22 protein-coding genes are annotated in these 22424 nt (G+C 66.5%); 14 read left to right on the top strand and 8 right to left on the bottom strand.

Annotated features, from left to right (window positions below; translation table 11 throughout):
• The first annotated feature begins 46 nt into the window (after window positions 1-46).
• Complete coding sequence (locus ACFEMD_RS05415) at window positions 47-1186, top strand: sugar-transfer associated ATP-grasp domain-containing protein (RefSeq protein ID WP_394739938.1); 1140 nt, start codon at window positions 47-49, stop codon at window positions 1184-1186.
• 122 nt (window positions 1187-1308) lie between these two features.
• Here the strand turns inward: ACFEMD_RS05415 and ACFEMD_RS05410 are convergent, their stop codons facing one another.
• Window positions 1309-1737 (bottom strand): hypothetical protein, encoded by a 429-nt coding sequence (locus ACFEMD_RS05410; protein WP_394739937.1) that lies wholly within the window; start codon window positions 1735-1737, stop codon window positions 1309-1311.
• 375 nt (window positions 1738-2112) lie between these two features.
• Window positions 2113-2883: a sensor domain-containing protein gene (locus ACFEMD_RS05405; protein ID WP_394739936.1), complete on the bottom strand. Its 771-nt coding sequence runs from the start codon at window positions 2881-2883 to the stop codon at window positions 2113-2115.
• A gap of 166 nt (window positions 2884-3049) precedes the next feature.
• Between ACFEMD_RS05405 and ACFEMD_RS05400 the strand changes: the two genes are divergently transcribed.
• From ACFEMD_RS05400 to ACFEMD_RS05385, 4 genes are all read left to right on the top strand, one after another.
• On the top strand, window positions 3050-3391 hold the full coding sequence (locus ACFEMD_RS05400) for a helix-turn-helix domain-containing protein (protein WP_278301876.1): 342 nt from the start codon (window positions 3050-3052) through the stop codon (window positions 3389-3391).
• Window positions 3388-3789, top strand: a complete 402-nt coding sequence (locus tag ACFEMD_RS05395; RefSeq protein ID WP_394739935.1) for a hypothetical protein — start codon at window positions 3388-3390, stop codon at window positions 3787-3789. The genes ACFEMD_RS05400 and ACFEMD_RS05395 overlap by 4 nt, the downstream gene beginning before the upstream one ends.
• Window positions 3776-4060, top strand: a complete 285-nt coding sequence (locus tag ACFEMD_RS05390) for a DUF7521 family protein (RefSeq protein WP_394739934.1) — start codon at window positions 3776-3778, stop codon at window positions 4058-4060. Before ACFEMD_RS05395 ends, ACFEMD_RS05390 begins: the two co-directional genes overlap by 14 nt.
• A gap of 80 nt (window positions 4061-4140) precedes the next feature.
• Entirely contained in the window at window positions 4141-4848 is a 708-nt protein-coding gene (locus tag ACFEMD_RS05385) for a sensor domain-containing protein (RefSeq protein ID WP_394739933.1), read from the top strand.
• A gap of 59 nt (window positions 4849-4907) precedes the next feature.
• On the opposite strand, the gene ACFEMD_RS05380 is transcribed toward ACFEMD_RS05385, so the two are convergent.
• From ACFEMD_RS05380 to ACFEMD_RS05370, 3 genes are all read right to left on the bottom strand, one after another.
• Entirely contained in the window at window positions 4908-5219 is a 312-nt protein-coding gene (locus ACFEMD_RS05380; protein ID WP_394739931.1) for an alpha/beta fold hydrolase, read from the bottom strand.
• Window positions 5220-5228: 9 nt separating this feature from the next.
• Window positions 5229-5753: an alpha/beta fold hydrolase gene (locus tag ACFEMD_RS05375; RefSeq protein ID WP_394739930.1), complete on the bottom strand. Its 525-nt coding sequence runs from the start codon at window positions 5751-5753 to the stop codon at window positions 5229-5231.
• A 313-nt stretch (window positions 5754-6066) separates the two neighbouring features.
• Entirely contained in the window at window positions 6067-6909 is an 843-nt protein-coding gene (locus tag ACFEMD_RS05370) for a DUF4097 family beta strand repeat-containing protein (RefSeq protein WP_394739929.1), read from the bottom strand.
• Between the two features lie 442 nt (window positions 6910-7351).
• On the opposite strand from ACFEMD_RS05370, the gene ACFEMD_RS05365 reads away from it, so the two are divergent.
• The 4 genes from ACFEMD_RS05365 to ACFEMD_RS05350 all read left to right on the top strand — a co-directional run bounded on the left by ACFEMD_RS05365 (window position 7352) and on the right by ACFEMD_RS05350 (window position 13940).
• Window positions 7352-7591: a PRC-barrel domain-containing protein gene (locus ACFEMD_RS05365; protein WP_394739928.1), complete on the top strand. Its 240-nt coding sequence runs from the start codon at window positions 7352-7354 to the stop codon at window positions 7589-7591.
• 1113 nt (window positions 7592-8704) lie between these two features.
• Window positions 8705-10051, top strand: coding sequence for an orc1/cdc6 family replication initiation protein (locus ACFEMD_RS05360; protein WP_394739927.1), 1347 nt, complete (start codon window positions 8705-8707; stop codon window positions 10049-10051).
• 435 nt (window positions 10052-10486) lie between these two features.
• Window positions 10487-11689, top strand: a complete 1203-nt coding sequence (locus ACFEMD_RS05355) for an MFS transporter (RefSeq protein WP_394739926.1) — start codon at window positions 10487-10489, stop codon at window positions 11687-11689.
• A gap of 103 nt (window positions 11690-11792) precedes the next feature.
• The gene (locus tag ACFEMD_RS05350) at window positions 11793-13940 is read left to right on the top strand and encodes an acetate--CoA ligase family protein (protein ID WP_394739924.1); all 2148 of its coding nucleotides are present in this window, start codon (window positions 11793-11795) and stop codon (window positions 13938-13940) included.
• Window positions 13941-14001: 61 nt separating this feature from the next.
• Here ACFEMD_RS05350 and ACFEMD_RS05345 read toward each other — a convergent pair whose 3' ends face one another.
• Window positions 14002-15339 carry a 2-hydroxycarboxylate transporter family protein gene (locus tag ACFEMD_RS05345; RefSeq protein WP_394739923.1) on the bottom strand — a complete coding sequence of 446 codons (1338 nt, stop codon included), beginning with the start codon at window positions 15337-15339 and terminating at the stop codon, window positions 14002-14004.
• 208 nt (window positions 15340-15547) lie between these two features.
• Here ACFEMD_RS05345 and ACFEMD_RS05340 point away from each other — a divergent pair, with 208 nt between their 5' ends.
• Window positions 15548-16372: a phosphatase PAP2 family protein gene (locus ACFEMD_RS05340; RefSeq protein ID WP_394739922.1), complete on the top strand. Its 825-nt coding sequence runs from the start codon at window positions 15548-15550 to the stop codon at window positions 16370-16372.
• Window positions 16373-16447: 75 nt separating this feature from the next.
• Here the strand turns inward: ACFEMD_RS05340 and ACFEMD_RS05335 are convergent, their stop codons facing one another.
• Window positions 16448-17776 carry a polysaccharide deacetylase family protein gene (locus ACFEMD_RS05335; protein WP_394739921.1) on the bottom strand — a complete coding sequence of 443 codons (1329 nt, stop codon included), beginning with the start codon at window positions 17774-17776 and terminating at the stop codon, window positions 16448-16450.
• 378 nt (window positions 17777-18154) lie between these two features.
• Here ACFEMD_RS05335 and ACFEMD_RS05330 point away from each other — a divergent pair, with 378 nt between their 5' ends.
• Window positions 18155-18862, top strand: a complete 708-nt coding sequence (locus tag ACFEMD_RS05330) for a CatB-related O-acetyltransferase (protein WP_394739920.1) — start codon at window positions 18155-18157, stop codon at window positions 18860-18862.
• Window positions 18863-18900: 38 nt separating this feature from the next.
• Here the strand turns inward: ACFEMD_RS05330 and ACFEMD_RS05325 are convergent, their stop codons facing one another.
• Entirely contained in the window at window positions 18901-19026 is a 126-nt protein-coding gene (locus ACFEMD_RS05325; RefSeq protein WP_275040022.1) for a hypothetical protein, read from the bottom strand.
• 262 nt (window positions 19027-19288) lie between these two features.
• On the opposite strand from ACFEMD_RS05325, the gene ACFEMD_RS05320 reads away from it, so the two are divergent.
• The 3 genes from ACFEMD_RS05320 to ACFEMD_RS05310 are packed head-to-tail and all read left to right on the top strand — an operon-like array spanning window position 19289 to window position 22327.
• Window positions 19289-20515 (top strand): FtsX-like permease family protein, encoded by a 1227-nt coding sequence (locus tag ACFEMD_RS05320; RefSeq protein WP_394739919.1) that lies wholly within the window; start codon window positions 19289-19291, stop codon window positions 20513-20515.
• A complete protein-coding gene (locus tag ACFEMD_RS05315; RefSeq protein ID WP_394739918.1) occupies window positions 20512-21714 on the top strand; it encodes an ABC transporter permease in 1203 nt (400 codons plus the stop codon). The genes ACFEMD_RS05320 and ACFEMD_RS05315 overlap by 4 nt, the downstream gene beginning before the upstream one ends.
• Before the next feature lie 46 nt (window positions 21715-21760).
• On the top strand, window positions 21761-22327 hold the full coding sequence (locus tag ACFEMD_RS05310) for a metal-dependent hydrolase (RefSeq protein ID WP_394739917.1): 567 nt from the start codon (window positions 21761-21763) through the stop codon (window positions 22325-22327).
• Window positions 22328-22424: the final 97 nt, after the last annotated feature.

Genomic DNA, 22424 nt, shown 5'->3' with positions numbered 1-22424 from the left:
ACTCCCGAAACGCAACGTTCACAGCGAGCGATCGACACGGAACGGTATGAACGTCCGCGACTACTACTTCACGGCGAAGGGAGTCCAGGACCTCGTCGGCACCGAACGGGACTCCCCGTCGTACTCGCAGTCGCTCCCGCGCCGGCTCGCGCTCTGGCGACGCGGCTTTCTGAGCAGGGCCGGCCCGATCTACGACTTCGAGCGCTACGATCCGGAATCGTTCGTCAGCGACTACCAGCGGTTCGTCCGGGCGAAGAATCTCAACGGGACGTGGTCGGTCGCGCTCTCGAACAAGCTGTTTTTCGACTGGCTGATGCGGGCCTACGGCGACCACCGCACGGTCGTCTACGGACTTATCCGTGGCGGCCTCTTCCACGAGTTCGACGACTCCCGCGAGCCGGCACCCGCAGCGGTCGCCGGCGACGGAACGGCGGCGCTCGAGCCGGCGATCGATTCGAGGACCGCTGTTCGCCACGATGCCGGCGCGTGGGTCGCCGACCGGCTCGACGAGGAGGGGAAGCTGGTTCTCAAGTGGATCCGTGGCGGCGGCGGCGAGAACGTTCTGCTCTGCTCGCGGACCGAGACCGGTTATGAGATCAACGGCGAGCACTACGATCGTGGCGCCCTCGTCGCCAGGATCGACGACCTCGAGAACTATCTCGTCTGCGAGCACGTCGAGCAGGGGCCGTACGCGGCCGCTCTCTACCCCGAGACGCCGAACACCATCCGCGTGCTCACGATGTACGACGACGACGCCGAGGAGGCGTTTATCGCGGCCGCGGTCCAGCGGATGGGCTCCGACCTATCCGGTTCGATGGACAACTTCTCGCAGGGCGGGCTCAGTGCCGAGATCGACGTCGAAACAGGCGAACTCGGACCGGCCGCACAGCTTCCGTACGAGAGCGACCGCCTCGAGTGGCACACCCACCATCCCGAAACCGGAACGCGGATCCAAGGTACGGAGGTCCCTGCCTGGGAGCCGATCCGAGATCGAGTTCTCGAGTTGGCCTCGAGCCACCCGATGCTCCCCTACGTCGGCTGGGACCTCGTGCTCACCGACGACGAGGGCTCGTTCAAGATTATCGAGGCGAACGACCATTCCGGACTCAAGGCGATGCAGGTCCACGGGCCGTTGCTGACCGACGACCGCGTTCGACGATTCTACGAGCGCCACGGCGTTTGCTAACAGCGCTCGCTAGTTCTACAGCTACGAACGCTACGGCGTCCACCGACGAATGGTCGTCGACCCCGCCGTCTCTCGAGCGGAGTCGATCGCCGCGAGAAAAGCGACTACCGGCGTTTCGGCGACTACTCGACGCGCAGCTCGTCGTCGGCCTCGACGTGGTCGGCGTCCCAGCGGATCGTAAACGTCGTGCTCCGTTCGGCACCGGTGTCGAGCAGATCGGAGTCGGTGTCGACCGTGACGTCGAACGAACACGTCTGCGGCGGGTTGATCGTCGCACTCTCGTTTCCGGTGATCACCGTAACCTTGTCCCCGACGCTTCCGGCGCGGTCTCCGGTCTCGGTACCGTCGGTTCGTCGGTCCGTTCCATCGGATCCAGTGCCGGCTCCGGTTCCGGCCGTCCCCGTCGACCCGGTTCCGACCGTCTCGGCGGTGTTCCCGCCGCGATCGGTGGTATCCGATCGCGTATCCGGATCGAGTTCGTCGGCGAACTGTCGGAGGTACGCGGCGATTTCGGAACGGGTCTGCTCCTGTGTCGACTCGAGTGTTGCCATACCGAACCCTCAACGGATCGGTCAATGAGTCTGAGGCTTGCACAGCAACGCCGTTTTGGCCGTCGCGAACGGTGTCAGTATCACGGTTCGGCGCGTTCGCGAGCGAGTCGGTTCGTCGAAACGTCGGTCGGTGAACGGTACGATTCTCGAGTGGGATCTCGTCTCCATCTCACGAACTCGGCGCACTCGGGTAACAGAGGCCAGCACAGTAGCTACCTATTGTAGCTTAGCTACCTCACCTAAGGTAGCTATTGTAGGAAGTCCGGCTACTACGAGAGAGCGACGGCGCGAGCAGTAGCCGCCTCGGGAATCGGATCCATAGAACGGTTTCTCCGGCGGGCGAGACCCGGCGAGCGGGAAAACGTGCCGGCGCGGTCAGGAGGAGTCGATCAGCGCGGTCACGTCGTACCCGCCCTCGAGCAAAATTTTGGCGTACCGACCGAACAGCCAGGCCAGTCCGTTGAGCGCGTGGAGGGTGAGCAGGCCAAGCAGGAGGCCGCCGCCGGCGACGACGATCGCCTGCGGAAGCGTCGTGATCTCCCAGTAACCGACCGTGAGGACCGCCTCGAACCCGACCAGCAGCTGGTTCCACGCCAGGTAAACGGTCTGGTGGAACTCGGGCGCCCGATCGGTTACGACCCCCACGTACAGCCCCGGCTGGTCGTAGTACAGCGGCACGAGGAGCATCGCCAGCGCCGTCGACAGCCCGGTCGTGAGGGCGACGAACGAGACCAGACCCAGGAGGAACACCGACGGAAGGTAGACGAACGGCGTCCAGGTCCGGAGGTCGGTCAGCAGGTCGAGCGCTCGATCCCGCCGCCGGTCGCCCTCGAGTCGACGGCTGCCGTCGATCTCGACCGGCAGCAAGCGCGTAACGAGCCAGCGTTCGAACTGGGCCGCGAGCAGCGTCGCTCCCAGCACGACCGCCAGCATCGGAAGCCCGACGACCAGTATCGTGAGGCTGATGCCGACCGAGAGGCCGACGACAAGGAAAATAAAGTACGAAAGCCCGAGCGGAAAGGCGAGCAGCAGGTAGCCCAGACGACGGTACGTCTCCCGTCGGACGGGGACCGAGGCGAACCACCGGAGTCCGCCACGGAGTCGGTCGGCGCCGAGGTCGAGTCGCTCGGTCGTCGGAGACGCCATCTCGAGAGTGATTCCCAGGCCCGGAAAAATAAACGTTCGGCCCGGCTAGCGACCGCTTTCGGATCGGGCCCGCTTCGAATCGGCCAGGTTCACAGTACTCGAACACGTCCGAAAGAGGTGTCGGACGGGAGACAAGCTTTTGTTCTGGCCCGAGTACCACTCGCCGATGGCCGACGACGGCGAGGTGGACGTCGTCGAGATCCTCGGCGACGACTACGCCAAGACGATCCTCGTTCGCACCCGCGCCGAGCCCCAGTCGGTCCGGGCCCTGAGCGACGCCTGCGACGCCGATCCCTCGACGATCTATCGGCGCGTCGAGCGGCTCACGGAGGCCGACCTGCTCGAGGCCCACCAGCAGCTCGATCCGGACGGCCACCACCACAAGGTGTACGCGGCCCGACTTCGGGAAGTTCGGATCCGCCTTGCCGAGGAGGGGTACGACGTCGAGATCGAACGGGAGGAATCGGCCGCCGACCGCTTCACCAGGCTCTACGAGGGGTTCAAATGAGTCCGCGAGCGCGTCCACCGGTCCTCGAGTTCGCCTCGGCCTCGGAGCCGTGGCTGCCGGCGTGGCTCCGGTTCGGATCGACGATCGAAAGCACTCCCTTGTCGACGGTCGGAGGCTCACCGACCGTGATCACGCTGGTGTTCCTCTCGCTCGTGCTCGCGACGCTGCTGTCGGTGTACCTGGCGCTGCGACTCTACGGCGGCTACCGCGCCGGCGGCGGGCGGGCGATGCTCCTGCTGGGCGTCGGGCTCGTGTTGCTGACGACCGTCCCGTTGCTGTTGCGCCTCGCGCTGTCGAACGTCGGGAGCGTGGCGGTCGTCTGGCAGGAGACGATCGTCACCGCCTGTCAGCTGGTCGGGCTCGTCGTGATTCTGGGGGTGATCCATGGTCGCCGTTGAGCCCGCGACGGTGCTGTTCGCGACGGCGCTGGCGACCGCGGTCGTCGGGCTCGTCGTCGCCGGCTACGCCTACCGTGGGTACCGTCGCAACGACAGCCTCGCGATGTTCTACCTCTCGGTCGGGATCGCGCTGATCGCCGCCGGCCCGGTCGCGGTCAGCTACGGGCTCGCCCCGCTGCTCTCGCTGTCGGACGCGGCCAGCCTGCTCGGCGTGCTCTGGGTGACCATCGCCGGACTGGTGGCGATCCTCTACTCGCTCGAGGGAACCTAGTAGAAAACTGTTTCGCACGATCGTCGAGCCGACAGCCCGCGACCCCGTTTTACCGCTGCGGGAGCCGTCGATCCGCTCGTATGCCATCAAATCGATCCGATGTCGCTGAGTCTAGCGGAATCGTACCGACCGACTCGTCGAGCGGGGGAGGGAGCCGTCCGTTTCGCGTCGCGCCGATCGACCCCTGGACGTACCGATCGCTCGCCTACGTCCTGCTCGCGTTCCCGCTCGGGATCGCCTACCTGGTCGCGATCACCGTCGGCTTCTCGATGACCGTCGGGCTGAGCCTCACGCTGCTCGGACCGGTCGCGCTGGTCGCCACGCTGCTGTCGGTCGTCGCGCTCGCCTGGCTCGACGGCGCCCTCACTCGAGGACTGCTCGCCGTCGACGTTACGCCGTCCCTTCCGCCGACCGACGACGGGCTCGTTCCGTTCCTGAAGCGGCTCGTGCTCGGGCGGGAAACCTGGCTCGGCGCGGCGTACCTCGGCTGGAAGATCCTGCTCGGGATCGTCGGCTTCGTCGCCCTCGTCGTCGGCGTCTCGCTCGCGACGAGCCTGGTGGTCACGCCCTTCGTCTACGGAACCGACCTCGTGGTGTACGTCGGCGTCGGCGATCCGATCACGATCGGGACGCTTCCGCGAGCGCTGGGTGCCGCGACGGGCGGCCTCCTCGTCGGCCTCGGGACGCTGTACCTCGCGAACCTCCTCGGTCGCGTCTCGGCCGTCGTCGCCGCGTCGCTGCTTGAGGACCGCGGCGAGACGTGGCCGAGGGGAGTGTCGAATCGGTGAAACGTTCGAACACGGGTTCGACGCCGACGAACTCCTCGAGGCAGAAAGCGGGATCGACGCTAGCGACTGCTCGGTGCCTCTTCTCGCTCCGTGAGTCGGTTCACGAACTCAAGCAGTTCCGCGTTGAACTTCTCGGGTTCCTCCCAGAAGGGGTTGTGTCCGCTCTCGTCGAACAGTACGAGTTCGGAGTCCGGAATCCGTTCGTGCATCCACTCGCCGAGCGGTCCCGGGAAGATTTTGCTCCGTTTCCCGTAGAGCAGCAGCGTCGGAACTTCGATCGCCGGTAGATGGTCCCGGAAGTCTCGAGGGACCATATCCTCGAGCATAGCGGTCGCGACCGAGGTCGGCGTCAGGGTCGTCCGGGCGTACATCTCGTCGAGTTACGCTTCCGAGCGGGGGTCGGCGAAAAACGCCTGGATGATCGGTTTTGCCGTCTCGGCGCGCCTCGCCTCGAGTCCGCCGACGATTTCGGCGAGTCCGTCCGCCGAAAACGCTCCCATGAGGGCGAACTCCCAGTCGTCGTCGGAGTAGAACTTCGGCGTCTGGTCGATCAGAGCGATCGCTCGGACCCGCTCGTCGCCGATCTCCTCGAGGTAGGTCAGCGCGATCGCGGCGCCCATCGACCACCCGACCAGGACGACAGTCGAGACGTCGAGCGACTCCATGAGAAACTCGAGATCTGCAGCGTAGTCCGAAAGCGTGTGTCGCTCGTCGGTTTTCCCCGAGAGCCCGTGTCCTCGGAGGTCGTACGTCAGGACGTGGTACTTCTCGGCGAGCGCGTCGACGTTTTTCCGCCACCAGTACTCGGAGTCACACGTCCAGCCGTGTACGAGAACGATCGTCTCTCCCTCGCCGCGTTCCCTGTAGTACAGTGGGACACCATCCGCGGTTTCGATGTAGGCCACCGCATGGTGTACGATAAATAATTATAAAACATTTCTTCCCGTTTTCCAGGGTGTAGAGCACTGAACCATGCAATATCTCTCGAGTGTTGCATTCGGTTATGGTTGCCGGAGTTGGGCAGTCGTCACCGCGGGCGCCGGGAGGAGAGGAATGAGCTACCGATTGATCGGCGGTCGCGGAGTCCGTTGGTTCTGCGCTTTTCTCTGCCGTTCGTGCCGAACGAGCAGGTGCGTTCCGGTCCGCTCCGAGACGAGCCGCACCGCTACGTATCGGAATCGCGCATCGCTGTGACGGCGGCCCCTTCGCGACGCCACCCTACTCCTCGAGCGTCGAGATCTCGACGCTTCCCGTGCTCGTCTCGATCCGGAGCCGCGGACCACCCTCGCCGAGAACGGCGCTGACGCGGTCGTTCTCGCGGCGGTACTCCTCGAGTTCCAGCCCCTCGTCGTCGATCTCGAGGCTGCCGGTGCTGGTTCGGGCCTCGAGGTCGGCGTCGACGGTCGGCGAGAGCGCGACCTCGACGCTGCCGGTGCTCGCCGTGATCACGGTGTCGCCGTCGATCGCCGGCACCGCGGCCTCGATGCTCCCCGTGCTCGCGGTCAAGTTCCCGACGGCGTCGACGTCCGCGATGTCGATGCTTCCCGTGCTCGTTTCGGCGACGACCGTTCCGTCGACGTTTCTGATCTCGACGCTGCCGGTACTCGAGCGAGCCTCCAGATCCCCACCGACGTCGGCGACGGTGACCCGACCGGTTCCCGTGAGCAGGCGATCGACCGACAGCCCGTCGGGGAGGGCGACGTCGATATCCATCGCCGGCTCGCTCTCGAACCAGCCCGTCTCGCCGTCGTACTCGGCCCGGAACTCGAGAAGTTCCTCCTCCCGGGCGGACTCGAGGTGAAGCGCCTCGAGGTCGGTCCGGACGGAGCTGGCCTGCTTCTCGAGATCCAGCCGAATCGTCTCGCGGTCGGCACCGGTAACCGTCAGATCGCCGACCGTGCCGGTGACCGCGATCGATTCGGCGCTGTCGGGAGCGATCGTCTCCTCGTCCGCGAGGCGTCGACCGACGAACGGCGTCGAACCGGTACAGCCGGCCAGCGCCGCCGCCCCCGCAGCGGACAGTCCACCGAGCAGTTGTCGGCGAGTGTGATTCGCTGCCATACTCGAGTCGACGGGTGCCATCCACCTGTAAACCAAGGCGGGACTGGCGAGTCGCCGCACGGTCCCCAACATTTATATATGGAGAACTTCCGAGTCGGTTCGGTCAGCTCCTCGCAGTAGCGAGGAGTGCAGGTTCCGGGATAGAAGGAGTTTGTGGGCCGTTTGGAACAACGTGTCTCCGCCGACCCGAATCGAGAGGTACTTTTGTACTCGAGTGTAACATATCGTGACCAGCAGCGCATCCCAGGTGTCTCCCGCGTTGGACGACATTCCGTTGCTGGTTCGCAATCGTGGTTCAGTGGTGCCCCCCGACACCGGTTGGGGGCCTTCCTTCCTTTCGATTACCTGAAAGCGACCAGTCCGTCGATCGCCGAGCCGTGGCTACTCTCGGAAACTGTGATCGATCCCACGGTGTTTAGTAGGAGTCCGCGAAACGACGAGTATGGCAACCCGTTTGGCACGACAGCTTCAGGGGAAGACGATCGTCAGCATCGACGGCACCGATTTCGGGACGCTCGAGAACATCACGATGGGTGCAGAGCCCGGAACGATCGAGGAACTGGTCGTCGAACCGCAAGACCACATCCCCGGACGGATCGAACTCGACGCCGACGGCCGGTTCCGACTGCCCCTCGAGCGCATCGAGAACATCGACGACAGGATCGTCATCAGTTCGGATTGATCGAGTCGACCGCTCGTCGCGCGACTTCTTCGACACGGTAGCTGGGAACCGTTAGTGCGCAGGAAGGGAGCGTACGTTGGGACTGACAGTACGCAAAGAGTGGGCAGCCCCTCCCCCCGTGTGCGAAATGAAATCGGGTGCGAAACCGGAGGCGGGGGAGAGGGGACGGCGTAATCGACTCCTATTGGGAGCAACGTGGACAGCATCGCCGTGCGAGAACGGACGAGTTCGACGATTTCACGGCCTCTTCCGATCGGTCTCGAAGCGTCGTTTTCTTCTCGAGCCGATCGGGACCCAGTACGGATTCTGTTGCTACAGAAGGAACATAAAACCTCCGGTGCTAGAGTCCTTCGTGGGCCGACACATGACATCCGAGAAGCGATCGCGCCGAAATCGAGAAACCGACGGCGATCACTGTAATTTCGACGCTTGTCGCCGTAAGTCCGCCCGATTCGCCGTTTTCTCGTTCTCCGCTACCACCCGGTCACCGCCCCCCACCCCGCCCCGTTCGTGATCCCATTTCATTTCGCACACGGGGGGAGGGGGTCGACGGAACGCTCCCTCTCGGCTCGTCCGTTCCCGCCGTCACCGTCATCTGATCGTCCAGGATATCCGACGGTCCGCGCCTGTCTACTTCGTCTCGGTGATCCACCTGTTTCCGCCGTATGTCGTACGAGCAGTCACGTACTGCCGTCCGGTGACCGCACTGTCGTCCGGTGACGACCGTTGTTCGCGAACTCTCTGTGCACGGAGTACGCACTCGAACTCGAGAGGATACGAGCGGATCGAAAATTCATCCGGCACGTGGGGGCTCCTCGAGCCCACACGCTCGTTTCCGGGAAGAATTCATCTCGCACACGGGGTGTCCCACCGGCAACGGGTGCAGTGTCGCCGACCGCCTCCTCTTGCTCCTCCCGATCACAGGGACCCCTCGCCAGGTGTTGCTTTCAGTCGCGTGCTTCACTGTTCGACCCCCGTATTTAATCTCGCCCACGGTTTTCGGCCTCGAAGCGTGTTCGTGTCGTACGGACCCCCTCGACGGCGGTTGTGGCACCGTTGCTCTCGCACGCGGTACTCGTCACGTATTTATGAAGTCGGTACGAGTGACACGGTATGACCGACGGCGACGATCGTCACTCCCTCTCGGAATCCATCAAGGGGCGACTGCAGGATGGCGTCCAGCAGTCGGTGTTCAGGGAGCGGGGACTGCTCGACCCCGACGCCGTCATCGACGAGGACCGGATCGTCGGCCGGGACCAACAGCTCGAGGACATCATCACCTACCTCCGACCCGCACTCCAGGGAAACCGTCCGCCCAACATGTTGCTGTACGGCCCCTCGGGAACCGGGAAGTCCCTGATCATCAACGCCGTCTGCGAGCAGGTCGTCGAGCTCGCGGAGGCCCAGGGCGATCGCTTCGGCGTCATCCAGATCAACTGCCAGACGATCAAGTCCCACGACCGGGCGGTGTACCGCCTCGTCGAGAACACCGCGACGACGGCCGGCGTCGAGGTCGGCGTCCCCGAGAGCGGCGTGTCGACGGACCGAAAGCTGAACCGGCTGTACGGGCTGTTGAGCGAGGAGTTCGACTCCGTCATCATCATCCTCGACGAGGTCGACCTCCTGGTCGGCCGTCAGCGCGACCCCAACGACGAACCCGCCTACTCGAAGCTGCTGTACCAGCTCTCGCGGGCCTCACAGCTCGGTCGGATCGACGGCCACGTCTCGGTCGCCGCGCTCACCAACGATCCCCGGTTCATGGAGGACCTCGACGGGCGGGCCGAGAGTTCGTTCAACCCACAGGACGTGGTCTTCTCGGATTACGACGCGAACCAGCTCCAGGCGATCCTCGACCGTCGACGCGACGCCTACCAGGACGGCGTGCTCGAGGCAGGGATCATCCCCCTGAGCGCGGCCTTCGCGGCCCAGGATCACGGCGACGCGCGGAAGGCGATCGACCTCTTTCGGAAGGCCGGCGAGATCGCGAACCGCCAGGGCGAGGAGACGGTCCGCGAAGACCACGTGCGCGACGCCCAGCGGGAGGCCGAGCGCGACCGCACTCTGACCCAGATGCAAGGGCTGTCGACACAGAAGAAGCTCTCCCTGTACGCCACGGCGATCGTTCCCGTCCACGCCGAGCGAAGCCTGAACGCGATTCCGAGTACCGTCGCCTACCGGGTCTACCAGTACCTGACCGAGCGACTCGACGCCGACAAGAAGTCCCGCGACTCCTATCTCCGGTACATGACCGAGGCCGAGACGTACAACTTCATCACCTCGGAAAAACGCGGTCGCGGCTACGGCAGCGGCGTCCACAAGGAGTACACGTTCGTCGACGATCCGGCCGTCGTCGCCGAGACGCTGCAGGCCGACTTCCGCCTCGAGGAGATCGAGGGCGAGGACGAGCTGATCCAGTCCGTCGTCAACGCACAGATCGACGAGTTCTTCGACGAAGCCTGAGCCCGACTCGCTCGAGCTCGAGCCGCCAGCTCAGCGATACCGAAGCGGATTCCGACACCGGAGTGGATTCTAACACCGAAGCATATTTCATCTCGCACACGGGGAGGGCGGATCGAAACGCCGATACCGGCGAGAGCTGACCCGTCGTCCCCGCTAATTCATTTCGCACACGGGGTGTCGGGAGATTCGAGCGTCACTCGAGTCGGTTTCGGCCGATCGAGCCGGCGCTCGACCCGGAAAATTCATCTCGCACACGGGGGGTGTCCGGAGTCAGCCGTGGTACCGTTTCACTTCGCACACGGGGAGCCCCGGCTCGAGCGGGCCAGTCGATCAGTCTTCGCCACTCCGACCACGGGAAGCGAAACCCGGAATCAGCAACCGCCGCCTCGAAGTAAAACGGTTTCAACGGGACCGGCCTTGCCACGCACACGCCGAATGAGTCGCCTGGATTCGATCCGTCGCGAACTGGTCGGGCTGTGGGCCGGCGGCACCGGAAAGACGCTGCTGGCCATCGCGCTCGGCTGGGGGCTGTTGAACGGCACTCGGATGATCTACCCCGTCTTGTTGCCCTACTTCAGCGCCGAGTTCGATCTCACGCTCTCGACTGCCGGTCTGCTCGTCACGCTGATCTGGCTCGGCTACGCGGTCGGGCAGGTTCCCGGGGGGATGCTCGCCGATCGTCACGGCGAGCGCTCCGTGCTGACCGCGAGCGTTTCGATGGTCGTCGTCGGGGTAACCGTCGTCCTGCTTTCGCCGACCGCCGCGACCCTGTTCGGCGCGACGGCCCTGGTCGGGCTGGGGCTCTCGCAGTACCCAATTGCCCGGATCACCGCGCTGTCGGATCTCTACCCCGATCGGATCGGGCGGGCACTCGGCGTCACGATGGCGGCCGGCGACATCGGCCAGACCGTGCTCCCGCCGATCGCGAGCGTGCTGGCGGTCGCGGTCGCCTGGCGACTCGGCCTGGGCTTCGTCCTGCCGCTGCTCTGTATCACCGCGGTCGTCATCTGGCTGACGCTGCCGGCGCCCGACCCCGTCCCCGAGGACGGCGACGACGACTCGAGCGAGAGTCTGCGGTACGTGATCGGCGAACTCCGCAGCCCCGTCCTCGCGATCATGGGCGTGATCCTCTTTCTCTTCATCTTCGTCTGGCAGACGTTCTCGGCCTTTTATCCGACCTACCTCGTCGAACAGAAGGGGCTGTCCTCGACGATGGCCGGAGGGCTGTTCGGTCTCTTCTTCGCGGTCGGCGTCGTCGTCAAACCGGTCGCCGGAATGGCCTACGATCGGATCGGCCTTCGGGGCTCGCTCCCGCTCGTTTTACTGGGGTCGATCGTCGGTCTCGCGCTGTTACCGTTCGTCGACGGACTCGTCGGGCTCGTCTTCGTCACCATCCTCTCGAGTACGATGCTCGGCTCCGGCGCGATCACGCAGTCGTACCTCGCCGAGATCATCCCGCCGGAGATCCAGGGGACGGGACTGGGCGTGATCCGCTCGAGCGCCTCCGTGCTCGGCGCCTCGGGACCGCTCGTGTTCGGCGTCGTCGCCGAGCGGGGCTACTTCGACGCCGGCTACCTCCTGCTGGCGCTGATCATCGCGCTCGGAACGCTGCTGACGCTGCGGATGCCTCGGGAGTAGCCGTCTCGCTCCCGGCGTCCGTCGCCCGGTTCGAGATCGATCCGTAACGGCGTATTGTTGTCGCCGTCAGCACCATTATGAAGACCTGGTCGGAAGGCGGGGTATGGACCGCATCGAGACCTTGTTGTCGCCCGATTCGATCGCCGTCGTCGGCGCGAGCCCCGACTCGTGGTACGCCTCGAACCTCGTCGAGAACCTCGGCGAGTACGGCTACGACGGCGACGTCTACTACGTTAACCCGAGCCGCGACGAGGTCTGGGACGAACCCTGCTACGACGCCCTGTCGGACGTGCCGGCGGTCGTCGATCTCGCGGTCGTGAGCGTCCCCCGGCAGTACGTCCTCGAGACCGTCCGCGAGGCCGGCGAGCTGGGCGTTCCCAGCGCGATCGTCATCACCGCCGGCTTCGCCGAGGCCGACGAAACGGGCGCCGAGCTCGAGGACGGGATCGGCGAGCTGGCAGACGAGTACGGGATGGCGATCTGCGGGCCGAACACGATCGGCGTCGCGAACACCCACGACGAGACGGTCGTCACCTCGACGTGCTCGCGGAAGCCGGAGCCGGGATCGATCGGCCTCGTCAGCCAGTCGGGAGCGCTGGCGTTTACGACGTTCTACGAACGGGCCGCCGACGAGGATCTTGACTTCGCGTACGTCGTCGCGACGGGCAACGAAGCCGATCTGACGCTGACCGACTACGTCGAGTACATGGCCGACGACGACCGGGTCAACGCGATCTGTGCGTACGTCGAAGGGCTCGAGGATCCCCAGCGGTTCGTCGAGGTCGCGGGCGAGGCGATCCGCGACGGGACGCCGGTGCTCGCGACGAAGGTCGGTCGATCCGAGGTAGCCGAGCGAGCAACGCTGTCGCACACGGGGTCGGTGACCGGCGACGCCGCGGCGTGGGACGCCGCCTTCGAGCGAAGCGGCGTCGAGCGAGTTCCCGACATTCCCGATCTTCTGCACCGCTCGCGCGCCCACACGGCGTTCGATCCGCCCGAGTCGGCGACCGTCTGTATCGCCTCGACCAGCGGCGGGATGGCGAGCCTGCTCGCCGACATGAGCGCCGACCGCGGCCTCGAGCTGCCGGCGCTCGAGGGCGAGACCGAAAAGACGCTGCTGGAGATGGAGGACCTGCTCACGTTCGGCGAGCTCCACAACCCGATCGACATCCGGGGCTACGGCGCGGACGTCCTGCCCGAGATCGCCGAGACGCTGTTTGCCGACGACGCCTTCGACGCCTACGTGTTCGCGATCGGACTCCCGGCGGTCGGCGAGCGCGCCGAGCTGATCGCCGACGGCCTGCTGCGGGTTCGGGAGATGGCCGACGATCCGGTTCTGTTCCTGTGGACCGGTCGGAAGGAACCGGAGCCCGACGACGAGTCTCCGCTGCCCTACGAGCGAGTCCGCCGGGAGACCCCGCTGTACTACGATCCCGGAACCTGTCTGGACGCCGTCGCCTCGCTGACCCGCTTCGCCGATGCGCCGGCAGGTGGGTTCGGTGCTCTCTCGACGACGGACGACACGGTCGGTTCGAAATCGCACGGCTCGCTCGAGTCCCCCGACCTCCCGGCCGAGCGCGTGCTCACCTGGACCGAGAGCGAGCGCCTCCTCGAGGCGGCGGGCGTCGAGCCCGTCGAGACGCGTCTCGCGACTACTCCGGAGGAGGCGAGGGCACACGCCGAGGCGATCGGCGGCCCGGTCGTGCTGAAGGTCGATTCGCCGGAGATTCCCCATCGAACGGACGCAGGCGCCGTCGCGACCAACGTCTCCCTCGAGGCAGTCGCAGACCGCTACGCCGAAGTCGTCGCGAACGCCCGTGCGCACGCTCCCGACGCGGACCTCGAGGGCGTCCTCGTCCAGGAGCAAATCGAGCTGGCGGGAGCGACCGAGGCGCTCGTCGGCGTCTCGACAGACGAGAGCTTCGGTCCCGTGCTCACCGTCGCGCCTGGTGGCGAGTTCGTCGAACTGTTCGACGACGCGGGGACGACCCTGCTCCCGCCCGTTGACGAGGACGCCGCGCGCGCGGCGATCGCGGAGACGAAACTCGGCGACCTGCTCGCGGGGTATCGCGACCGGCCCGCGGGCGATCTCGACGCGCTCGCGGCGCTCGTGGCCCGGCTCGGGCGACTCGCCGTGAGTGCCGAGGAGCCACCGATCGCGGAGCTCGATCTGAACCCCGTCGTCGTGGGGCCGGAGGGCGAGGGCGTCTCGGTCGTCGACGTTCTCGTTCGGACCGGCTCGAGGGACTGATCGCACCGGTTCGGAGCCGATCTGACGGCGTCTGCAAAAGGAGCGTTCAGGGGTAGCCAGCCTATACCAATACCGATCCCCACAGAGAGATCGCGGCCTGCCCGATCAACAGCATCAGCGCGCCGCCGATCCGCGATGACATCTGGGCGAACGCCATCAGCTCCATCCGTTCGGCGGCCGCGAGGGTCGCGACGTCGCCGGAGCCGCCCATGTTCACCATACAGAGCCCGCCGCAAAGCGCGGCCTCGATCGGAAACATTCCGAACAGGTAGCCAACGAGGGCAGCGCCGACCGCTCCGCCGAGCACTGCGAGGATGACGATGGCGAAGTAGACCGGGTTGAGCATCTCCACGAGCACCTGGATGTCGATCAGTGACATTCCGATCGCCAACAGTAGCGGCCCCACGAAACCGGCGACCATGAAGTTGTAGAAGTGACCCGCACCCTCCTCGAGCTTTACCGGGAAGGCGTCGAAGACCTTGATACCGATCGAGAGCAGGATCATGATCGCGAAGGGGTGGATCGGGATCCAGGTCGCGAGGATGTAGCCGAGCAACAGCAGACACATCGCCACGACCCATCCCATAACGACGGTGTTCTCGGTCAGCGGGACGTCCGGGGAGTCGATCCCCTCCTCGGGCTTCCACTTGTCGTCGGGCATCACGACGCCGTCGCCGCTCAACGAGGGCCGCTTCGTCCCGATGCGGTGAGCGATCGCGGCGAAGAGGATCCCGACCATGTTGCCGAGGATGATCGCCGGCGCGATGATCGAGAACATCTGGTCGAACCCGGCCCCGGTCTCGGCGGCGTAGATTTCACTCATTGGAATCCCCCCGGCGCCCATCCCGCCCCCGAAGACGGGGATAAGGATCGTCAGCAGTGCCTCCAGACCACCGTAGCCGAGCACGGTGCCGGCGAGGTAGGTGGCCAGCGCGGCGAAGATGAGTCCACCGAGGACGGAGGGTGCGTAGACCGGCAGGGCTCGGACGAGGTACGAGCGGGGCATCGACAGGATACTTCCCGCGATCAGGGCTGCGATGAACCAGTCCAGCATATTCGAGCCGTCGGTGAGGAACTGATCGACGGTCGCGTACGACTCGGCGGGAATGAGCGCGTAGTAGTTGATCGCCAGGCCCAGCACCAGACAGAGTACGAGCCCGCCGCCGAACCAGGTTCGCCAGATCGGTAGGTGGTCGCCGATGTAGACCGTCAGTCCCGCGACGACCAGCAGGAACGCGCTCGCGCCGACCATATCGTCCGGCAGCGTTCCGGTGAACACGGCCGCGAGAACGATCGCCAACAGGGGTAGATAGACGTACATCGGAATTCCGTACGCGACGTCGTCCGTCAAGATCGACGACTCGGCATCGAACTCATACTCACTGACAGTTTCGTACATTCACAGTCGGTACGGGAGCCCTTACCAACAAGTCGGTTGGGATGATGGAAAATGATGACTTAATATTGAACTATTGCCAAACTTGACAGAGAACAACATACACTGAATTCTATCCGGAAAATCGGAATGAACGTCTCTGAGCAACGGCGGGCGTCAGCGAGATCACCGCGGGCGAACGGTTTTGCGAACCGTCCCCGTAGCGGCGTGCGTGCTCGAGACGCCGCTGTTCGATCCCTCGGTCAACGAAACGACCCGGGCGGCCGTCCCCGATCCGCTTCGTCCGGTCCTCGAGGCCGCGACTCACCTCGGCGATCCGGCGACGGTGCTCGTCGTCGCGCTCGGGTTCGCCTGGGTCTGCTCGAGCCGCGAGCGCGGCGCCCGCGTGCTCGCGGTCGCGCTCGTCGCGTTCGCGGTCACGAACGGGCTAAAGGGGGTGTTCGTCCTCGAGCGACCGGTCGAACAGCTCGCCTTCGCCGCGGACGACTACGGCGGCTACGCGTTTCCGAGCGGGCACGCACTCGGGGCGGCGGCGGTCTACGGCGCGGTCGCGATCGCTGCCGAGTGGGCCGGATCGCGTCGGCGCTACGCGGTCGCCGGCATCCTGATCGTCCTGGTCGCGCTCTCTCGAGTCGTCCTCGGCGTCCACTACGTCGGCGACGTCGTCGCCGGTACGGCGATCGGGATCGGTATCGCCGTCGGCGTGCTGTGGCTCCCGACGATCGATCCCGGACGACTGTTCGCGCTGGCGGGCGCGCTCGCCGCGATCTCGTACGCGACGCCGGCCCGCGCGTTCATGCCGGCGACCGTCGGCGCGGCGTTAGGTGCCGTCGGCGCGTGGTACGCACTTGAGGGCCGACCGACTCGGTTCGAGGGCAGCCGCGCGGCGTTCGGTCTCGCGGCGCTCGCGACGGTCGCCGTTCGGCTGCTGTCGACGACGCAGGGGATCCACTGGAGCCTCGAGTTCGGCGGGTACGCGATCGCGGTCGCCGTCGCGGCGGCGTCAGCACTCGGTTCTCCTCGAACACGGGAATGAGCGCGCGCTCGAGCGGGACAAGTACGAACGAACGGGGCGGTGATCTCCTCGAGGCCGAGGCGGGGGTCGAGGCGCTCAGTAGACGTAGTCGTCGGCCATCTGGCCGGGCGTGATCACGTCGACTTCACCCGAGTACTCGTCGAGCGCGGCCAGCGTCGACTCGAGCCCCTCGATTGCCTCGCTCTCCTCGAGCTGGTAGAAGCCGATCGAGGTGATGCCGCCCATTTCGGCGGTCCACTCGACGAGGCTCTCGCCCTCGTCGCCGCTCGGGTTCGAGACCACCGAACAGAGGTGGGGGTTGCCGGCGTACCCCTGTGACTGGGTCTGGCCCGCAAAGGCCAGATCGTAGTTCTCCTGGACGAGTTCGTACGTCTCCTCGTTGTACTGCGAGCCGGGGAACGCGAAGAACCGGCCGTCGTCGTCGTACCCCTCCTCCTCGAGCCACTCCGCGGGTTCGATGATGGCGTCCTCGGCCCCGATCTCGTCGATATCACCTGCCTGGGATCCGTTGGCGGTCTGACAGCCGATCGTCCACCCGTTCGACTCGAGCTCCTCGACCTGTCCGTAGGTGAGTCGGTCACCCTCGACGGCGGCGTCGTCTCGGAGTCGGTCCGGCGGGACGAACGTCGTCGCCGGGAAGTCGTACTGGGCGACCCGTGGCAGAGCCTCCTCGTAGTGGGTCTCGTAGCCGCCGTGGAACTGGAGCATCACCGTCGGCGTCTCGGGGGTGGGGACGAAGTGGAAGTCGTCGACCCACATCTCCTCGCCGTCGGCGTCCTCGTCTTCGTCCTCGTCGTCCGCGGGCTCGCCGAACCAGCGGATGATCTGCAGAACGATGATCTCCTCTAGGTCGGGATCACCGCGAACGCGGGTGAGGCCGAAGTTGTGCCGGGCCAGCGGCATGTCGCCCATCACCTGCTGGCTGTACTCGACGTAGTCGCCGTCCTCGTCCTGGAGCTGGATCAACACCATTCCGCTGTCTGAGGCGGTCATGGCGAGCCCCGGGGTCACGCCCCGGATGTCGATCGGCTCGTCGGTCTCGCGGCGCGCCCTGATCTGGCCGTCCTCGGAATCGGGCAGGAGCCGCGCCGACTGCGAGCCCTCGTAGTACTGTTCCGTGTCGGCCTCGACCGCACCGATGTCCTGGAACGCGCTCCAGGGGTCGAGATCCTCGAAGTCGTCGTAGGTGCCGACGAGGTCGTCGTAGTCGTCCTCGTCCGTCTCTTCTTCCTCCTCCTCGGTTTCCTCGTCGTCAGTCTCCGGCTCGTCGTGGTCGTCGTCGCCGTTGGCCGCGCTGTCGTCGTGGTCCTCGTCGTCGGTCTCGCCGGGCCCGCCCATTTCGGAACAGCCGGCCAGCGCCACGACTGCTCCCGTCGCGGTCACGAGATAGGTTCGTCGGTCCATTGGTCCACCCGAGATCAGCCCCGAACCACGGTTTGTTATGGACCGACCTCCCAGCTATCCGACTGGTGTTACTGTGACGATAGTAACGGTAACCGGACCGTTCGACTGATTCGCTTCGACCGTTCGGCCGAGGATCCGGGCTCGAGGCGGACGATCCGGGGACGGCGGACGTCCGGAACACCCTACTGGAGGAGGGCATCGGCGTCGACTCGCGGTAGCCGCCGTCTGTCCGGTTTTGCCGACTCGGTTTCCGGATCGAAACGTCGACAGGTGCCACCTACCCTCGGTAGCCGAGGGCTGCGAACGGTCTCGATCGCTGACTCTACCACCTACTCGAACAAACTATATCCCGAACCGCGTTGGGTGGTGTCTACGCGCATGAGTCTCGATACCATCGTCGAACGGTCGGCCTCCGCTCTCGGCTACCCGCCGGTAACCCATGGGCTTCTCAATCGGTACTTCGACGCCACCGAACTCGAGATCGCTCCCTCGGCCCGAATCTCGATCGGCTGCCTGCTCCGCAGCCGGGTCGATATCGGGCCGTATGCCCGGCTCAGCCGGGGCTGTATCCTCGACGGTGACGTCAGCATCGGGCGACGGACGAACCTCGAGCCCGACTGCGATCTCGTCGGGGAGGTCGAGATCGGCAACTTCTGTGCGATCGCCCGTGAGAGCACCTTCCAGCAGACCAACCACCGAATCGACCAGCCGTCGATGCAGATCCGCCTCTACGAGGAGGTCCTCGATAGCGAACTCCCGCCGACCGCCGACGGTCCCATCTCGGTCGGCAGTGACGTCTGGATCGGGACGGGAGCGACGGTCCTCTCGGGTGTGTCGATCGGGGATGGCGCCGTCGTCGGCGCGGGAGCGGTCGTCACGAGGGACGTCGAACCGTACGCGATCGTCGGGGGCGTGCCGGCCGATCGGATCGGCTGGCGGTTCCCACCGGAGATCAGATCCCGGCTGCTCGAACTCGAGTGGTGGGAGTGGAGCGACCGACGCATCCGCAAGAACCGGGCGTTCTTCGAACGCAGACTCGAAGACACTGGCGACGTCCCGTTCGCGCGGGCGGCACCGATCGACTAGCGGCGTTCGCGTCGCGGTCGCGGTCGTCGCTCCGATCTTCAGCACTCGATCGACTCGAGCGGGCCGCAGAGCTGAGCGGCCGTGAACTCGGCGATCGCGGGCGCGCCGGCCAGAAAGAGCAACAGGAGGGCGAGCGTGAGGAGGGCGATGAGCTTTCCGACCATCGTCATGTTTGTCAACGGTTGACACGATAAGTGTATCGGGCGACCCGGGGTCGTCGGCCCGAACGAACCGGAGGTTGGGGAACCGGGACCGTGCCCGGAAGCGAGCCCACCGCCGTTCCGCAAGTCGAACGGAACGTCGGTTCGAGCAGCCGGAAAGTAACGAGAGACAAACAATATGACTCGTCGGACTGTCTCGGCGTGACCGGGAGCCGATGGTCGCTCGGATCGCTCGACGCGACGACGGCTCCCTCGACCGCCACCGATGTCAGGACGAGATCTCGACTCCGGGGAGGGCTCGCGGCGCTCGAGCCGATGGTGGGGGCTGCTCGCGGTCGCGGTAACGCTCGTTCGAACGCAGCTGACGACGGCGCGTGGTCGCACGCTCGCGACGATCCTCGTCGTCGCGCTGACGGTCGCGAACCTCGTGCTCGTCACCGGCGTCGCGCTCGCGTTGGCCGACGACGGGGAGGCCGACCACGACGCCGACGCCCGGATCGTGGCCGACGACGCCGATATCCACGGCTCGGTCACCGGCGTCGAGCCGCCGCGGCTGGGCGAGAGTCCGGACCGGGCCGAACGGATCGCCGACCGCGACGGCGTCGACCACGCCTCGCCCGTGCTCCGGGAGCCGATCCGAGTCGATACCCCGGAAGTCGACGGCTCGGCGTACCTCCTGCTGGTCGGCGTCGTTCCCGGCGACGAGCCGTCGACGGTGGCGACGCTCCCGACGGCGGACCTCGAGGGCGAACGCCCCCCTGCTGACGACGACGCACTCGTCCTCTCGAGGGCCGCCGCTGCCGACCTCGGTGTCGAACCGGGCGACGAACTCGCGCTCGAGGGAGCCGAGCACCGCGAGTCGGCGACAGTCGGCGCCGTCGAGGATGGGTCGGACGACGAACCGCCCGTCGCACTCGTCCACCTCGAGATTCTCCAGTCGCTGTCGGGTGCCGAGGGGAGCGGACTGGCCGACGAGGTATTGATCTGGGGCGAGGACGACGCGATCCGGGAGGGGGCGACCGAGGCGTACCCCGACGCCTCGCTCGAGGGCGATGGGGCAGCCGACGTTCGGGCGCTGTTCGGCGACGGCCTCGCGCTCGCGACGAGCGCCCTCGCGCTGGTCGTCGCGCTCGGCCTCTGTTCGCTGCTGGTGGCGACCACCGCGGGGATGCGGGTCGAGGCCGATCGCCGGACGCTCGCGACGCTGGGGGCCGTCGGGTTCCCGACCGAAAGCCGGCTGGCTGTCGTCGCGACGACGACGATCGCGACCGCGACTGCCGGTGCCCTTCTGGGAACGGGTCTCGGCGTCGTCGGCGTCCGGGTGACGAACGCGGTCGCGACCGCGACGGTCGCTCCCGAGGCGGTCGCAGCTCTGCATCCGCTGCTGGTTCCGTACGCGCTTGCGGTCGCCGTCGTCTCGACGCTGGTCGCCCTGCCGTACCCGCTCGCGCTCGCGGCCCGAACCGACGCTCTCGCGGAGGTGGGACGGTGAGCCACGCCTCGCTCGCCCGGCTTCGCGCCATCGTCGGCCTCGGACTCGCCCAGCTTCGTCACTCTCCTGGGCGGACCGCCCTCGCGGTCGGCGGAGTCGTGCTCGCGGTGCTCTCCGTGACGCTCCTCGCCAGCCTCGGGGTCGGCGTCGTCGAAACCGGCCAGGAGCAGTTCGACGACGCCGGTCGGGATATCTGGATCACCGGCGGTCCCGCGGCCGGCGGCGAGAACGAGGTCGTCGACGCTTCGACCGTCGCGGCCGACCTCCGCGAGCGCGAGGGCGTCGGCGACGTCTCGACGGTCGCGATGCACGACGTCTACCTCGGTACCGACCCCGACGCCGTCAAGCCGATCGCCGCCGTCGGCGTCGAGGGCACCCACGGCCACTTCGAGTTCGAGGACGGCGACGGGTTCGACGGCGCGATGACCGCCGACGGAGACGAGGAGGGCCGCTCGAGCGTCGTCGTGCTCGATCCCGCTACCGCCGATCGGTTCGACGTCGGGGTCGGCGACACCGTCTACGTCGGCGCCGGACGCCAGGCCGTCGACGCCTACACGGTCGTCGGCGTCGGCTCGTACTACTCGCAGTTTCTGGGGACCGAGGCCGCGACGATCCCGTTGCCCGAACTGCAGTCGATGACCGGCACCGCCGGCTCGAGTCGGGCCTCGTTCGTCACGGTCAACCTCGAGGACGGCGCCGACCGAGAGGCGTTCGCCGACGACGTTCGGGCCGAGTATCCGACGTACGACGTCCGCACCGCCGACGATCAGTTCGCCGCGATGGTGGGCGACCGACACCTCGTCGTCGCGAGCGGGGTCGCGCTCGTCGGGCTGGCGACCGTCGGCGGCGTCGCGCTGACGGCGAACCTGTTCGTACTGGTTGCCTACCAGCAACGCGAGACGCTGGCGGCCCTGCGGGCGATCGGTCTCTCGCGGCGACTGCTGGCCGGGACGATCGGTGTCCAGGGCGCGCTCATCGGCCTCCTCGGTGGAGCGATCGGCGTCGCCGCGACGCCCGTACTCGCTGCAGGGTTGAACCGGCTCTCGACTGGTGTCATCGGGTTCGAGCGCCTCCTCCGGACGCCCCTCGAGGTGTTCGTCCTCGGGTTCGCCGTCGCGGTCGTCGTCGGCGTCCTCGTCGCGCTCGTCACGGGCTGGTACGCGAGTCGATCGGCGACGGTGGCGGCCCTCGAGTCCTGAGCCGAATCAGGTTCGTTATAGGCGTCGCTCCCATCGCTCGAACCGTATGTGGCCGCTCGGACACGCAGCTATCGGCTATCTCTGTTACGCGCTCGCGACCCGGACCCGGTTCGATCGTCCCCCGGGCGAGGTCGCCGTCCTCGTTCTCCTGGTCGGCACCCAGTTTCCCGATCTGATCGACAAACCCCTGGCGTGGTACCTGGGCGTGATTCCGACCGGCCGAACGCTCGCCCACTCCCTGCTGTTTCTGGTTCCGGTCTCGGTCGGCGTCTACCTCCTCGCGCGGCGGTACGGCCGCCCCGAGTACGGGTTCGCGTTCGGACTCGGCGCGATCTCGCACACGCTGGTCGACGCCCTGCCGGCGCTGTGGGGGGGAGGCGATGCGAATCACCTCCTCTGGCCGGTCACGCCGGTCGAGAGCTACGAGTCGGGCGCGCCGTCGGTGACCGCCCTCTTCCTCGAGTCGCTGGGCGACCCCTACTTCCTCTCGGAGTTCGCTCTCGCGGCCGTCGCACTCGTCGTCTGGCGACGCGACGGCTATCCCGTACTCGCGGCGATCCGAACGCTGCTCGAGCGGGTTCTCCCCGATCGTTCGGCGCGCGACTCGAACTGACCGCCCACCGAGTCGACCGTCGGTTCCTCCCGCGTTCTCAAGATACTCAACCGGTCGACAGAACTATTTTCGCGTGAGTGGTCGACGTGACTGCGGG

It is taken from the genome of Natronococcus roseus, from assembly GCF_043677095.1.
Taxonomy (GTDB): domain Archaea; phylum Halobacteriota; class Halobacteria; order Halobacteriales; family Natrialbaceae; genus Natronococcus; species Natronococcus roseus.
The sequence above is the reverse complement of the archived record's forward strand: the minus strand, read 5'-3'. Positions and strand labels throughout refer to the sequence as shown.

Bases quoted from the DNA above. Each gene is read 5' to 3' on its own strand.
- ACFEMD_RS05415 (WP_394739938.1), top strand. From the start codon at position 47: ATGAACGTCCGCGACTACTACTTCACGGCGAAGGGAGTCCAGGACCTC.
- ACFEMD_RS05410 (WP_394739937.1), bottom strand. From the start codon at position 1,737: ATGGCAACACTCGAGTCGACACAGGAGCAGACCCGTTCCGAAATCGCC.
- ACFEMD_RS05405 (WP_394739936.1), bottom strand. From the start codon at position 2,883: ATGGCGTCTCCGACGACCGAGCGACTCGACCTCGGCGCCGACCGACTC.
- ACFEMD_RS05400 (WP_278301876.1), top strand. From the start codon at position 3,050: ATGGCCGACGACGGCGAGGTGGACGTCGTCGAGATCCTCGGCGACGAC.
- ACFEMD_RS05395 (WP_394739935.1), top strand. From the start codon at position 3,388: ATGAGTCCGCGAGCGCGTCCACCGGTCCTCGAGTTCGCCTCGGCCTCG.
- ACFEMD_RS05390 (WP_394739934.1), top strand. From the start codon at position 3,776: ATGGTCGCCGTTGAGCCCGCGACGGTGCTGTTCGCGACGGCGCTGGCG.
- ACFEMD_RS05385 (WP_394739933.1), top strand. From the start codon at position 4,141: ATGCCATCAAATCGATCCGATGTCGCTGAGTCTAGCGGAATCGTACCG.
- ACFEMD_RS05380 (WP_394739931.1), bottom strand. From the start codon at position 5,219: ATGTACGCCCGGACGACCCTGACGCCGACCTCGGTCGCGACCGCTATG.
- ACFEMD_RS05370 (WP_394739929.1), bottom strand. From the start codon at position 6,909: ATGGCAGCGAATCACACTCGCCGACAACTGCTCGGTGGACTGTCCGCT.
- ACFEMD_RS05365 (WP_394739928.1), top strand. From the start codon at position 7,352: ATGGCAACCCGTTTGGCACGACAGCTTCAGGGGAAGACGATCGTCAGC.
- ACFEMD_RS05360 (WP_394739927.1), top strand. From the start codon at position 8,705: ATGACCGACGGCGACGATCGTCACTCCCTCTCGGAATCCATCAAGGGG.
- ACFEMD_RS05355 (WP_394739926.1), top strand. From the start codon at position 10,487: ATGAGTCGCCTGGATTCGATCCGTCGCGAACTGGTCGGGCTGTGGGCC.
- ACFEMD_RS05350 (WP_394739924.1), top strand. From the start codon at position 11,793: ATGGACCGCATCGAGACCTTGTTGTCGCCCGATTCGATCGCCGTCGTC.
- ACFEMD_RS05345 (WP_394739923.1), bottom strand. From the start codon at position 15,339: ATGTACGAAACTGTCAGTGAGTATGAGTTCGATGCCGAGTCGTCGATC.
- ACFEMD_RS05335 (WP_394739921.1), bottom strand. From the start codon at position 17,776: ATGGACCGACGAACCTATCTCGTGACCGCGACGGGAGCAGTCGTGGCG.
- ACFEMD_RS05330 (WP_394739920.1), top strand. From the start codon at position 18,155: ATGAGTCTCGATACCATCGTCGAACGGTCGGCCTCCGCTCTCGGCTAC.
- ACFEMD_RS05325 (WP_275040022.1), bottom strand. From the start codon at position 19,026: ATGGTCGGAAAGCTCATCGCCCTCCTCACGCTCGCCCTCCTGTTGCTC.
- ACFEMD_RS05320 (WP_394739919.1), top strand. From the start codon at position 19,289: ATGTCAGGACGAGATCTCGACTCCGGGGAGGGCTCGCGGCGCTCGAGC.
- ACFEMD_RS05310 (WP_394739917.1), top strand. From the start codon at position 21,761: ATGTGGCCGCTCGGACACGCAGCTATCGGCTATCTCTGTTACGCGCTC.